This window comes from Streptomyces boncukensis (assembly GCF_011045075.1).
Lineage (GTDB): Bacteria > Actinomycetota > Actinomycetes > Streptomycetales > Streptomycetaceae > Streptomyces > Streptomyces boncukensis.
This window is the reverse complement of the sequence record NZ_JAAKZZ010000151.1, coordinates 1-14,856: the sequence shown is the minus strand read 5'-3', so window position 1 is coordinate 14,856 and position 14,856 is coordinate 1. Positions and strand designations below refer to the sequence as shown.

The following is a 14,856-nucleotide window of genomic DNA, read 5'->3' as shown; positions in this document are numbered from 1 at the left end:
GTGGGGGTGTGGGCGGACAGGGTGAGGGGGGCTTCCAGGGTGAGCTCGTCGACGTGCGGGGTGTCGGTGTACTGGCCCGCGTGGAGGGCGAGTTCGAGGAAGCCGGTGCCGGGCAGGATCGGGGTGCCGTTGATGGCGTGGTCGAGCAGCCAGGGGTGGGAGCGCGTGGTGAGCTGGGTGGTGAGGATGTGGCTGTCGGTGTCCGCCTGGTGCAGCGCCGCCGTCAGCAGCGGGTGCCCCGCGTCGTGCAGCCCGGCCGTGGCCAGGTCGGCGGTGTGCGCGGGTGATTCGAGCCAGTAGCGCTGCCGCTGGAAGGCGTAGGTGGGCAGGGGGACGAGGGCGCCCCGCTCGGGCGCCGCGGGGTGGTGCGCGGTGTGCCCGGTGCTGTGCGTACGGGCCAGCGCGCCGATGAGCGCGGTGGGCTGGTCCTGGTCCTTGCGCAGGGTCGGGGTGTGGGTGAGGTCGGGCAGGGCCTGGTGGGCGAGTGCGGTCAGGGTGCCGGAGGGGCCGATTTCCACGGTGTGGGTGACGCCCAGTTCGCTGAGGGCGGTGAGTCCGTCGTGGTAGCGCACGGCCTGGCGGATGTGGCGGGTCCAGTAGTCGGGGGTGGTGATCTCCTCGGGGTCGGCGGGTTCGCCGGTGAGGTTGGAGACGATCGGGAGGGCGGGCTGGTGGTAGGTCAGCCGGGCCGCGGTGTCGCGGAACCGGTCGAGGATGGGGTCCATCAGAGGCGAGTGGAACGCGTGCGAGACCGCCAGGAGCATGGTCTTGGCGTCCGTCTTCCCGGCGATCTGCTCCAGCGCCTCGACGGGGCCCGAGACGACACTCGCCGTGGGGCCGTTCAGTGCGGCGACGGCGACGTCGGGGTGTCCTTCGATCAGTGCCAGGGTGTCGTTCTCGTCGAGCTGGAGGGAGAGCATGCCGCCGCCCGGGGGCAGGGACTGCATCAGGCGGCCGCGTGCCGCGACGAGTGCTGCGGCGTCGGGCAGGTTGAGTACGCCTGCGGCGTGTGCGGCGGCGAGTTCGCCGATGGAGTGTCCCAGCAGGTAGTCGGGGGTGACGCCGAGGCTGGTGACCAGGCGGTAGAGGGCGGTCTCGACGGCGAAGAGGCCGGTTTGGGTGTAGAGGGTCTGCTCCAGGCGTTTGGGGTGGTCGCCGAAGACGGTGTCCTTGAGCGGGTGGTCCAGGTGCGGGTCGAGTTCGGCGCAGACCTCGTCGAACGCCTCGGCGAAGACGGGGTAGGTCTCGTACAGCTCGCGTCCCATGCCGGGGTGCTGGGCGCCCTGCCCGGTGAACAGGAACGCCAGCTTCCCGCCCGGGACGGCGCGGGCCACCGGTGCGGCGCCCTCCGCGATCCGCCCGAGCTGTTCGAGGAGTTCGCCGGTCGTACGGCCCACGGCCACCGCGCGGTACGGGAAGTCCGTCCGGTGCCGCGCCAGGGTGTAGCCGACGTCCGCGGGGGACAGCTCGGGACGGTCGCCGGTGAACGTTGCCAGCCGGGCGGCCTGTGCCCGTACCGCGGCCTCGGACTGGCCGGACACCGGCCAGGTCAGCACGGCCGGGGACGCCGCGGCCTCCAGGACCCCGTCAGCCGGGCCGTCCTGGCTGTCCTGGCCCTCCTGGTCGCTCTCGTCCGCCTCCGGCGCCTGCTCCAGGATGACGTGCACATTGGTGCCGCTGACGCCGAAGGCGGAGACACCGGCGCGGCGCGGGCGGCCCGTCTGCGGCCACGGCCGTGCCTCGGTCAGCAGCTCCAGGCTTCCCGAGGACCAGTCGATCTCGGGGGAGCGCTCCTCGGCGTGCAGGGTCCTGGGCAGTACCCCGGCACCCAGCGAGAGCACCATCTTGATGATCCCCGCGATGCCCGAGGCGGCCTGGGTGTGCCCGATGTTGGACTTCAGCGCGCCCAGCCACAGCGGGCTGTCCGCGCTGTGCTCCTTGCCGTACGTGGCCTGCAGCGCGCCCGCCTCGATCGGGTCGCCGAGCGAGGTGCCGGTGCCGTGCGTCTCGACCGCGTCCACCTCGCCCGGCCGCAGGCCCGCGTTGGCCAGCGCCGCGCGGATCACCCGCTGCTGCGCGGGGCCGTTGGGCGCGGTCAGCCCGTTGGAGGCGCCGTCCTGGTTGACGGCGCTGCCGCGGAGCACGGCCAGCACCTCGTGCCCGTTGCGCCGGGCCTCGGACAGCGGCTCCAGCAGCACCATGCCGACGCCCTCGGACCAGCCCGCGCCGTCGGCGGCGGCCGAGAACGCCTTGCACCGGCCGTCCGGCGCCATCGCCCGCTGGCGGGAGAACTCCACGAAGGTGTCCAGCGTGGACATCACCACGACACCGCCGACCAGCGCCATCGAGCACTCGCCCTGCCGCAGCGACTGCGCGGCCTGGTGGAGCGCGACCAGCGACGAGGAGCAGGCCGTGTCCACCGAGACGGCCGGCCCCTCCAGGCCGAAGGTGTAGGAGACCCGGCCGGAGGCCACGCTGCTGGCGCTGCCGGTGGCCAGGTAGCCCTCGAACTCCTCCGGCGCCTGCTGGAAGCGTGAGCCGTAGTCGTTGTAGCTGGCGCCGAGGAAGACGCCCGCCGCGCTCCCCCTGACGGACTCCGGGGTGATTCCGGCCCGTTCGAAGGCTTCCCAGGTGGTTTCGAGCAGCAGCCGCTGCTGCGGGTCGATGGCCAGCGCCTCACGCGGCGAGATGCCGAAGAAGCCGGGGTCGAAGTGGTCGGCGTCGTACAGGAACCCGCCGCCGGTCGCGTAGAAGGTGCCCGGCTTGTCGGGGTCGGGGTCGAAGCGCCCCGCCAGGTCCCAGCCCCGGTTGGTCGGGAAGTCGGAGACGGCGTCCCGGCCCTCGGCCAGCAGCTCCCACAGGTCCTCGGGGGTGCTGACGCCGCCGGGGAAGCGGCACGCCATCGAGACCACCGCGATCGGCTCGTCGTCGACCGGGCCGGCCGGACGGCTCCGCACGGCAGCGCCCTCGGGTGCGGCGGCGCCGGTCTCCTCGCCGGTCTCCTCGCCGATCAGCTCGGTGAGCAGGAAGCGGGTCAGCGCCGAGGCCGTCGGATAGTCGAACACGAGGGTGACGGGAAGCCGCGTACCGGTGCTGGTGCCCAGGCGGTTGCGCAGGTCGACGGCGGTCAGAGAGTCGAAGCCGAGATCGCGGAAGGCGCGGTGCGGGTCGACGTCGTCGGGGCCCGGGTAGCCGAGCGTGGCGGCCACCTCGGTCCGCACCAGGACGCCGAGCTCGGACTCCGCCGCGTCCCGCGGCAGGGCGGCCAGCCGCTGCGCCGCCTCGCCCGCGCCGCCGGCGGGCCGCGCGTCGCCGCCCGCCGCCGGCTCCGCCGGCCTGCTCTCGGGGATCTCGCCGGTCAGCGCGGTCTGCAGGCTCGGTGACGACGCGACCAGCCGCGGCCAGTCGATGTCCGCTACCGCGACGAAGGTGTCGTCCAGGTCCAGCGCCCGCTGGAGCGAGCCGATCGCCTGCTCCGGGTCCATCGCGGGCATCCCGGTGCCGCGCAGCCGCGACTGCAGGGACTCGTCGACGAGCCCGCCGCCCGCCCACGGCCCCCAGGCCAGGGCCACCGCGGTCTGCCCGGCGGCCCGCCGCTGGTGGACGAGGGCGTCCAGGAAGGCGTTCGCCGCCGCGTAGCTGCCCTGCCCCGGGGCGCCGAGCGTGCCGGCGAAGGAGGAGAACAGCACGAACGCGTCGAGGTCCAGGTGCGCCGTCAGCTCGTGCAGGTTGACGGCGGCGTCCAGCTTCGGCCGCAGCACGCCGTCGGCCCGCTCGGGGGTCAGGGTGTCCAGGACACCGTCGTCCAGGACACCGGCCGTGTGGATCACGGACGTGGGGCTGTCGCCCGCCTCGGCCAGCCGGTCGAGGAGGGCGGCCAGCGCCGCGCGGTCGGCCGCGTCGCACGCCTCGACCGAGACCCGGACGCCCGACTCGCGCAGCGCGGCGGCCAGCTCGTCGGCCTCGGGGGCGTCCGGACCGCGGCGGCTGGTGAGCACGAGGTGCTCGGCGCCGCCCTGGGCCAGCCAGTGCGCGACCCGCGCGCCCAGGCCGCCGGTACCGCCGGTGACCAGTACGGTGCCGCGCGGCGTCCACCGCGCCCCGCTCTGCGCGAAGGCGGAGGAGGCCCGCACCAGCCGCTTGCCGAACACCCCGCCCGTCCGCAGCGCGACCTGATCCTCGGCGCCCTCGGCGTTCTCGGCGTTCTCGCCCGCGCCGAGCCGTCCGCCGAGCACGCCGCACAGCCGCCCGGTGGTCCGCTCGTCCAGCTCCTCCGGCAGGTCCACGAGCCCGCCCCAGCGCTGCGGGTACTCGGCCGCGACGATCCGGCCCAGGCCCCAGGTGAGCGCGTGCAGCGGCCGGATCCCGCCCTCCTGCGCGGTGACGGCCGCGCCGCCGCGGGTCGCGAACCACAGCGGCACGTCCAGCCCCGCGTCCCCCGCCGCCTGGGTGAGCGCGAGGTTGAGCGCCAGCCCGGCGGGCTGCGCCGTGACGGTTCCGTAGGGCTCCTCGGCATGGGCGAGGAGCGAGAGGACGCCGGTCGGCGCGGCGTCCCCGGCCGCCGCGCGGAGGCGGTCGGCGACACGCTCCCGGGACACGTCGTCCGTGCCGAGGTCCAGCCGCACCGTACGGGCGCCGTGGGCGCGCAGCGCGGCGTCGATCCGTTCGGCCTCCGCGCGCCCGGCCCCCTCCGGGGCGGCGAGCAGCCAGGTCTGGCCCGCGAGCGTCGCGGCGCTCTCGGCGACCTGGACCTCGCCGAGCGGCTTCCAGCTCACGTGGTAGCGCCAGGAGTCGAGCGTGCTCTCCTCCCGGCTCCGGCGCCGCCAGGACGACAGGGCCGGCAGGACCGCGTTCAGGGAGGCTTCGGTGGCGTCCGAGGCGTCCAGCCCCAGCGCGCCGATCAGCGCGTCGACGTCCCTCTCCTCGACGGCCTGCCAGAAGCCGGCCTCGCCGGGGCTCTGGCCGGCGCCGGTGCCGGTGGCGGGCGGCGCCGTGGTGGCGGCGCCCGCCACCCAGTAGCGCTGCCGCTGGAAGGGGTAGGTCGGCAGCGGGACGGTGCCGCCGCCTGCCGCGGGCGCCAGAACGTCCCAGTCCAGCGCGTGCCCGTGGGTGTGCGCCTGCGCGAACGACGTGAGCAGCCGGACGGCTCCGCCCTCGTCCCGCCGCAGCGTGCCGAGGACGTGCGCCTCGGGCGCCGCGTCCTGCAGCGGAAGGGTCAGCACGGGGTGCGGGCTGCACTCGATGAACGTGCCGTGCCCCGAGCCGAGCAGTTCCTCGACCGCCCCGTGCAGCTCCACGGTGTTGCGCAGGTTGTCGAACCAGTACCGGGCGTCGAGCACGGCGGTGTCCAGCGCCTCGCCGGTGAGCGTCGAGCGGAACTGGACGTCCACCGAGCGGGGAGTGATCGGCGCGAGCGCCTCCAGCAGCTCCTCGCGCACCAGGTCGACGTGGTGCGAGTGCGACGCGTAGTCCACGTTGATGATCCGCGCCCGGACGTCGAGCTGCTCGCAGTGGGCGTGCAGCTCCCGCACCGCGGCGACATCACCGGAGACCACCGTGGAGGCGGGCCCGTTGACGGCCGCCAGCGACAGCCGCCCGTCCCACCCGGCCAGCATCTCCCGCGCCCGCTCCTCGCCCAGGCCCAGCGAGAGCATGCCGCCCTGGCCCGCCAGGCCGCGCGCGATGGCCTGGCTGCGCAGGGCCACCACGCGCGCGCCGTCCTCCAGCGACAGCGCGCCCACCGCGGTCGCCGCCGCGATCTCACCCTGCGAATGGCCCACGACGGCGGACGGGGCGATGCCCGCGGCCTGCCACAGGTGCGCCAGGGACACCATGACTGCCCACAGCGCCGGCTGGACCACGTCCACCCGCTCCAGCCCCGGGGCGCCCTCGCGCCCGCGCAGCACGTCCGTCAGCGACCAGTCCACGAACGGCGCCAGCGCCGCCTCGCAGGCGGCCATCCGGGCGGCGAACTCCGGCACCTCGTCCAGCAGCCGGGTCGCCATGCCGTCCCACTGGGAGCCCTGGCCGGGGAAGACGAAGACCACCTTGCCCGGACTGCCCGCGCTGCCGCGGGCGCTCGTCGCGCCCGGGGTGCCGTCGGCGAACTCCCGCAGCGCCGCCACGAGTTCCTCGCGGTCCCGGCCCACGACCGCGGCCCGGTACTCGAAGGCGCTGCGGGTGGCGACCAGGGCGTGCGCGACGTCGCCCGCCGCCAGCTGCGGGTTGCGCTCCACGTGGGCCAGCAGCCGCCGCGCCTGCTCCGCCACGGCCTTCTCGTCCTTGGCGGAGAACGTCCACGGCAGCGCGCCGGGCAGCAGGGCACCGGCGCCCGGGGACGAGTCGGCGTCCGGGGACGGGGCGGCGGCCGGGGCCTCCTCCAGGATGACGTGCACATTGGTGCCGCTGGCGCCGAACGCGGAGACACCGGCGCGGCGCGGACGGCCCTGCTGCGGCCACGCCCGCGCCTCGGTCAGCAGCTCGACCGCGCCCGAGTCCCAGTCGATCCGCGAGGACTTCTCCTCCGCGTGCAGCGTCCTGGGCAGCTGCGCGTGCTGCAGCGCCATCACCATCTTGATGACACCGCCCGCACCGGCGGCGGCCTGCGGGTGGCCGATGTTGGACTTCAGCGAGCCCAGCCACAGCGGGTCGTCCTCGGTGTGCTCCTTGCCGTACGTGGCCAGCAGCGCGCCGGCCTCGATCGGGTCGCCGAGCGAGGTGCCGGTGCCGTGCGCCTCGACGACGTCCACGTCGCCCGCCTTGAGCCCGGCGTTGGCCAGCGCGGCGCGGATCACCCGCTGCTGCGCCGGGCCGCTGGGCGCGGTCAGGCCGTTGCTGGCGCCGTCCTGGTTGGCCGCGCTGCCCCGGACGACCGCCAGCACCTCGTGCCCGTTGCGCTGGGCGTCCGACAGCCGCTCCAGCAGCAGGACGCCCACGCCCTCGCTGAGCCCCATGCCGTCGGCGCCCTCGGCGAACGCCTTGCACCGGCCGTCCTGGGCCAGTCCGCGCTGCCGCGCGAAGCCGACGAGCCCCAGCGGCGACCCCATCACCGCCGAGCCCCCGGCCAGCGCCAGCGAGCAGTCGCCCTGGCGCAGCGCCTGGCACGCCATGTGCAGGGTCAGCAGGGAGGAGGAGCAGGCCGTGTCGACCGTGACCGCGGGGCCCTCCAGGCCCAGCGTGTAGGCGACCCGGCCGGAGACGATGCTGGTGGTGATGCCGGTGACCAGGTGGCCCTCGAACCCCTCGGGCAGGTTCATCCAGTTCGGCGCGTACCCCTGGTAGGCCGCGCCGATGTAGACGCCGGTCCTGCTGCCGTGCAGCGTGGTCGGGTCGATACCGGCCCGCTCGAACGCCTCCCAGGCGGTCTCCAGCAGCAGCCGCTGCTGCGGGTCCATCATGGTGGCCTCGCGCGGCGACACCCCGAAGAAGGCCGGGTCGAACGCGTCGGCGTCGTGGACGAAGCCGCCCTCGGTGGCGTAGACGGTCCCCTGCCGGTCGGGGTCCGGGTCGTAGAGGGCCTCCAGGTCCCAGCCGCGGTTGCCGGGGAAGCCGCTGATGACGTCCCGGCCGTCGCTGACGACGTCCCAGAGGTCCTGCGGGGACCTGATCTCGCCCGGGTAGCGGCAGCCCATCGACACGATCGCGATGGGCTCCCGGGACGCCGCGGTGATCTGCTGGTTGATCCGCCGGAGCCGCTCGGTCTCCTTGAGAGATTCGCGCAGTGCCCCAACGACCTGCTCGGTGCTGTTCGTCATCAAACTTCCACTTCGGTGTCGTCAGAGGTCGTCAGAGGTCGTCCGGGCGGTGGCCATACGCACCAGGTCGCCGACGTCCAGGTCGTCGATGGACTCGGGCGGGTCCTCGTCCGCGGCGGCAGCGGCGGCGCTCGCGTGGTCCGGGTCGGCGAGCCGCCGCAGCTCGTCCAGCAGCCCGGACTCGCGCAGCCTGGCCAGCGGCAGGGCGCTCAGCAGGCTGCGTACCTCGGCTTCCTCGGGGTCGCCCGCTTCCGCCGTGCCGTCGTCGGGGAACAGCTCGTCCTCGATGTGCGCGGCCAGTTCCCGCGCCGTCGGGTAGTCGAAGACGACGGTGACCTGGAAGCGCAGCCCGGTGGCGGCCTTGAGGCGGTTGCGCAGGCCGACCGCGCTGAGCGAGTCGAAGCCCAGGTCCCGGAAGGCCCGGCCCACCTCGACCTCGTCGGCGCCCTGGTAGCCGAGGACGGCCGCGATATGCCCCCGTACCAGCGTCAGCAGGGCCTCCTTGCGGTCGGCCCGGCTCATGGCGGCCAGCCGGCCGCGCAGCGAGGACGCCTCCTCGCCGTCGGCGGCCTCGGCGGCCGACGCCGCCGCGAGCAGCTCCGCCACCTGAGGCACCTCGCTGAGCAGCGGGCTCGGCCGGGCCGAGGTGAAGACGGGGACGAACTTCTCCCAGTCCACGTCCCCGACGGCCAGGAACGGGTCGTCCTGCTCCAGCGCCTGCTGCAGCCCGACGAGGGCCGTCTCGCCGCGCATGAAGGGGATCCCGCGCCAGCGCAGCGCGTCCTTCATGACGTTGACCGCCATACCGCGGCCGTCGTCCCCCGCGGCCCAGATGCCCCAGGCGATCGAGGTGCCGGCCAGGCCGCGGGAGCGCCGGTTCTCGGCGAGCGCGTCGAGGTAGGAGTTGGCCGCCGCGTACGAGCCGTGGTCGCCGCTGCCCCAGACACCGGCCACCGAGGAGTAGAGCACGAAGGCGTCCAGGGTGTCGGCGTCGAAGATCTCGTCGAGGTTCCGGGCGCCGGCCAGCTTGGCGCGGGCGCACTCGGCGAATTCCTCCAGGGAGCTGTCGGCGAGCGACACCAGCAGCCCCACACCGGCGGTGTGGACGACGACCCTGATCTCGTGGCCGTCGTCGGTGAGCTGCCGGACCAGGGATCCCAGCGACTCGCGGTCGGCGACGTCGCAGGCGGCGTGCGTCACCTTGGCGCCCAGCTCCTCCAGTTCGGCGGTGAGCTCGGCCGCGCCGGGCGCCTCGCCGCCGCGCCGGCCGGTCAGGACCAGGTGCTCGACGCCGCTGCGGGCCAGCCAGCGCGCCGTCTGGGCGCCGAGGCCGCCGTTGCCGCCGGTGATGAGCGCGGTGCCGCTCGGCTCCCACGGCTTGCGCACGGCGGCGCCGCCCAGGGGCGCGCGGTGCAGCCGGCGCAGATACCGGCCCGCGTCGCGCAGCGCGAACTGGTCCTCCTCGCCGGGCGCCGCGAGTATCCCGCACAGCGAGTCGAGGACCGGCTCGCCGGGCTGCGCCGGGAGGTCGACCAGCCCGCCCCAGCGGTCGGGCAGTTCGAGCGCCGCCACCCGGCCGAGCCCCCACACGGCGTTCTGCAGGGGGCGGGCGAGCGGGTCGCCCTCGCCGACCGAGGCGGCCTGCGACGTCAGGCACCACAGCTTCGCGCCCACCCCGGCGTCCCCGAGCGCCTGGACGAGCAGCAGCGAGGCGACCAGCCCGCTGGGCATCCAGGGCTCCTCGGCGTACGGCCTCTCGTCCAGGGCCAGCAGGGAGACCACGCCGGCCGGCTCGGCAGCGCCCCCGGCCGCCCCGGCGAGGACGCCGGTCAGCCGCGCGCGGTCCAGATCGGCGTCGCGGACGACCAGGGACTCCACCTCGGCGCCGTGCCTGGCCAGCGCCTCCCGCACCCGGTCGGCCGGCTCCGCGTCCGGGCCGCCGGCGCCGTGCTCGGGCAGGACGAGCAGCCAGCGCCCGGACAGCCGCGCCGCGCCCCCGTCATCGGCGCCGGTACCGGTGCCGTCGTCGCGCCGCCAGGCGACCTGGTAGCGCCAGTCGTCCACGGTGGCGCGGTCCCGCCGGGTGTGCCGCCACTCGCGCAGCGCGGGCAGCACCGCGTTCAGCGCCTCGGGCTCCACGCCCAGCCGGTCGGCGAAGCCGGGCTCCTCGACCGCGTCCCAGAATCCGCTGTCCTCCACCGCCCCGGTCGCGGTGGGCGGCGCGAGCCAGTAGGGCTGGTGCTGGAAGGCGTAGGTGGGCAGCTCCACCCGGTCGCCCGCGAGGCGCCCTGCCCAGTCCGGGACGGGCCCGGCCACGTGCAGCTCCGCGAGGGAGGTGACGAAGGTCGCGCTGCCCCCGTCGTCGCGGCGCAGCGTGCCCGTCACCGCGCAGGCCGGCGCCTCCTCCAGCGCCTCCACGGTCTCCTGGACGCTGGCGGTGAGCACCGGGTGCGGGCTGGTCTCGACGAACGCGCGGTGGTCCTGGAGGGCCAGGGCCCGCACGGCGTCGGCGAAGCGGACGGTCTCGCGCAGGTTGCGGTACCAGTACTCGGCGGTCAGCTCGGTGGTGTCGATCCAGCCGTCGGTGACGGTGGAGTAGAAGGGGATCTCGGAGCGCTGCGGCCGGATCGGGGCGAGCAGCTCGGCGAGCCGGCCCTCGATGGCGGTCACCTGCGCCGAGTGGGAGGCGTAGTCGACGGGGATCCGCCGGTTGCGGACCCCGGCCGCGTCCAGCTCGGCCACCAGCTCGTCCAGCGCGCCGGGCTCGCCCGAGACGACCACGGAGGCGGGCCCGTTGACGGCGGCGACCGACAGCCGCTCCTCCCAGGCGCCGAGCCGGTCGCGGACCGCGTCGGCGGGCTCGGCGACGGACAGCATCCCGCCGTGCCCCGCGAGGCTGTCGCGGATGGCCTGGCCGCGCAGCGCCACCACCCGGGCGGCGTCCGGCAGGCTGAGGGCCCCCGCGACGCACGCGGCGGCGATCTCGCCCTGCGAGTGGCCCACCACGGCGGACGGCTGGACGCCGTTGGCACGCCAGAGCGCGGCCAGCGACACCAGCACGGCGAACAGCGCGGACTGGACGACATCCACCCGGTCCAGCGAGGGCGCGCCCGGCTCGCCGCGCAGCACATCGAGCACCGAGCAGCCCAGATGGGGCGCGAGCGCCGCGTCGCACTCGGCGAACCGGGCGGCGAACACCGGCTCGCTCTCCAGGAGTTCGAGCCCCATCCCGGCCCACTGCGAGCCCTGGCCGGGGAAGACGAAGACGACGGGGCCCGCGGCCTCGGCCACCCCCCGCACCACGTTCGCGGCCGGAAGGTCCTCGGCGAGCGCCGAGAGCCCGGCACGCAGCGTCGCGCGGTCGGCGCCGACGACGACGGCGCGGTTCTCCAGGGTGCCGCGGGTGACGGCCAGCGAGTGCGCGACATCCGCCTCGGACGCCTCGGGGTGCTCGTCCAGCCAGGTCAGCAGCCGGCCCGCCTGGGCGCGCAGCGCGGCCTCGCCGCGCCCCGACAGGCACCAGGCCACCACGTCCGTCGCGGGCCGCGGGGCCGGTGCGCCGTCCCCGGCCTCCGGCGCGCTCGCGGCGTCGGCGCCGTCGGCGGGCGGTGGCGCCTCCTCCAGCACGAGGTGCGCGTTGGTGCCGCTGCCGCCGAACGAGGACACGCCCACGCGGCGCGTCCGGTCCCCGGCCGGCCACGGCCGGGCCTCGGTGAGCAGCGAGACCGCGCCCGACTCCCAGTCGACATGGCTGGTCGGCTCGTCGACGTGCAGCGTGCGCGGCAGCTCGCCGTGGCGCAGGGCCAGCACCGTCTTGATGACCCCGGCGACGCCGGACGCGGCCTGGGTGTGCCCGATGTTGGACTTCAGCGAGCCCAGCCACAGCGGCTGTTCCGGGTCCCGGTCCTGGCCGTAGGTCGCCAGCAGCGCCTGCGCCTCGATCGGGTCGCCGAGCGAGGTGCCGGTGCCGTGCGCCTCCACGGCGTCCACGTCGGACGGCGCGAGCCGCGCGTCGGCGAGGGCCTGGAGGATCACCCGCTGCTGTGAGAGCCCGTTGGGCGCCGTCAGGCCGTTGGACGCGCCGTCCTGGTTGATGGCGCTGCCGCTGATGACGGCGAGCACCGGGTGGCCGTGCCGCCGCGCTTCGGACAGCCGCTCGACGAGCAGGACCCCGACGCCCTCGCCCCAGCCGGTGCCGTCCGCGCCGTCCGCGAAGGCGCGGCAGCGGCCGTCGGGGGACAGTCCGCGCTGCCGGCTGAACTCCAGGAACTGCGAGGGGGTGGACATCACCGTGGCGCCGCCCACCAGCGCCGCCGAGCACTCCCGCTTCCGCAGCGCCTGCACCGCGAGGTGCAGCGCCACCAGCGAGGAGGAGCACATGGTGTCGACGGTGACCGCAGGCCCCTCAAGGCCGAAGGTGTACGCCAGGCGGCCGGAGGCGACGGCCATCGAGCCGCCGGTCAGCTGGTGCCCCTCGACGTCCTCGGCGGGCGCGTTGGCGTACAGCCCGGCCCCGTAGCCCTGGTAGCTGGTGCCGACGAACACCCCGGTCTGGCTGCCCTTGACGGCGGCCGGGTCGATACCGGCCCGCTCGATGGCCTCCCAGGACAGCTCCAGCAGCAGCCGCTGCTGCGGGTCCATCGCCAGTGCCTCGCGCGGCGAGATGCCGAAGAAGCCGGCGTCGAACAGGGCGGCGCCGTCCAGGAAGCCGCCCTCCCTGGTGTAGATCGTGCCGGACCGCTCCGGGTCCGGGTCGTACAGCTCGTCGACGGACCAGCCGCGGTCGTCGGGGATCTCGGCTATCGCGTCACCGCCGCCGGAGAGCAGCCGCCACAGGTCCTCCGGCGAGTTGACGCCCCCCGGGTAGCGGCAGCTCATCCCCACGATCGCCACGGGCTCGGCGTCGCGCCCCTCCAGCTCCTCGATGCGTCGGCGTGCCGACCTGAGGTCGGCGGTAGCGCGCTTCAGATAGTCGCGCAGCTTGTCCTCGTTCTGCACCAACGTCTGCTCCTCTGGGCGGTGCTCGGTACGCGTCGAATGATTCGGGGGAGGTGAACCGGTCATGAGCCGAGTTCGTTGTCGAGCAGGTCGAACAGCTCGTCGTCGGTGGCCGAGCCGAGCTCGTCCGCGTCGTCGGCCTCGGCCTCGGGCGCGGCGAGCGCCACCCCGCCGTCGCTCCAGCGGTCGAGCAGCACGCGCATGCGCGCCGTGATCCGGGTGCGCGTCGTGTTGTCCGGGGTGAGCGACGCGAGCGACGCCTCCAGGCGGTCGATCTCGGCGAGCACGTCGGTGTCGCCGCCGTCCGGGAACAGGTCCGACTGCAGCAGGCGCACCACGGCCAGCGGCGTCGGATAGTCGAACACGAGCGTGGCCGGCAGCCGCAGGCCGCTCGCCGCACCGAGCCGGTTGCGCAGCTCGACGGCGCTGAGCGAGTCGAATCCGAGGTCCTTGAACGCCCGGTCGCCGCTGACGGCCTCGGCGGAGCCCAGCCGCAGCACGGCGGCGACGTGCTCCCGGACGAGCGCCAGCAGGGCCCGCTCCCGCTCCGCCGGATCCGCGTCGGCCAGGTCGCGCACCAGGCCGGGCTCGCCCGGCTGCGGGCCGCCCGCCGCCTCGGCGGCGTCGGCGGCGGCGTCGACGAAGGATGCGACGAGCGGGCTCGGCCGGTGCAGCACGAACGTCTCGGTGAACCGGGGCCAGTCGATGTCGGCGACGACGGACGCCGCCTCGCCGCCCACGGCGCCCGCCAGGGCCCCGGCCGCCAGCTCGCCCGGCATGTCCCGCACACCGCGGCGGCGCAGCAGGTCCGCCTCGTCGTCGCCCACCATGCCGCCGACGCCCCAGGAGCCCCAGGCCACCGAGGTGAACGGCCGCCCCTCGGCGCGGCGCTGCAGCGCCAGCGCGTCCAGCTCGGCGTTCGCGGCGGCGTACGCGGCCTGTCCGCCGGTGCCCCAGACGCCCGCGCCCGAGGAGATCAGGACGAACGCGTCGAGGTCGCGGTCGGCCAGCACCGCGTCGAGGTGGTGGGCCCCGACGGTCTTGGCGTGCCGGATGGCGGCGAAGTCGTCCTCCGTGAGGTCGGCCAGCGGCCGGTCCTCGTCCACCGCGCCGGCGGCGTGTACGACGGCGGTGATGTCGTGCCCGTCGCCCTCCAGTCCGGCCACGAGCGCGGCCACCGCATTGCGGTCGGTGACGTCGCAGGCCACGACGCTCGCGCCGAGTTCCTCCGCGAGCCGGTCCGCGCCCTCGGCCGCCATGCCGCGGCGGCTGAGGAGCACCAGGTGCTCGGCGCCGTTGCCGGCCAGCCAGCGCGCGATGTGCCCGCCGACCTGTCCGGTGCCGCCCGTGACCAGGACGGTCCCGCGCGGCCGCCAGGCACCGGACGGCGTGGCCCGGACCATCCTGCGCCCGTACACGCCCTCCGCACGCACGGCGACCTGGTCCTCGTCGTCGATGCCGCCGAGCACCGAGACCAGCGCGGCCCCCGCCTGCTCGTCCAGCTCGGCCGGGAGGTCGATCAGCCCGCCCCAGCGGTCGGGGTGTTCGAGCGCGGCCACCCGGCCGAAGCCCCAGACCCCCGCCTGCGCGCTGTCCCGCACCGGATCGTCGTCGCCCGTGGACACGGCGCCGTCGGTGAGCGCCCAGACCCGCGCGGTGTGCTCGGCCAGCAGCGCGGCGGTGCCGGCCGTCCCGTGCAGCGAGAGCACGCCGTCCGGCTTCTCCGCTCCCGGCCGGGTGACCACCTCGGCACCGTGGCGGGCCAGCGCCTCGGCGACGGCGGCGGCCCGCGGGTGGCCCTCCGGAGCGGCCAGCAGCCACGTTCCGGGGAGGTACGGGTCGGCGTCGTGCTTCACCGGCTCCCACGCGATGCCGTAGCGCCAGTCCGCCACGGCCGACTCGCCGCGGGCGCGGCGGCGCCAGGACGCCAGCGAGCCGACAACGGTCTTGAGCACCTCGGCGTCCAGATCGAGCCGCCGGCCCAGGGCCGTCACGTCCTCGCCTTCGACCGCCTCCCAGAACGCCGCGTCGACCGGGTCAGCGGCCGCGTGCTCGACGCGGTCGAGCCAGTAGCGTTCGTGTTGGAAGGGGTAGGTGGGGAGGG

The 14,856-nt window shown here is 75.5% G+C and carries 3 protein-coding genes; all 3 read right to left on the bottom strand.

Going from position 1 to position 14,856, the window contains the following annotated elements; translation table 11 throughout:
- The coding region (locus tag G5C65_RS16425; RefSeq protein ID WP_165299589.1) for a type I polyketide synthase at positions 1-7,754 on the bottom strand (7,754 nt) is incomplete at its 3' end.
- Positions 7,755-7,775: 21 nt separating this feature from the next.
- Positions 7,776-12,755, bottom strand: a complete 4,980-nt coding sequence (locus tag G5C65_RS16420) for a type I polyketide synthase (RefSeq protein WP_241265838.1) — start codon at positions 12,753-12,755, stop codon at positions 7,776-7,778.
- Between the two features lie 59 nt (positions 12,756-12,814).
- A partial coding sequence (locus tag G5C65_RS16415; protein WP_165299588.1) for an SDR family oxidoreductase occupies positions 12,815-14,856 on the bottom strand: 2,042 nt, incomplete at its 5' end.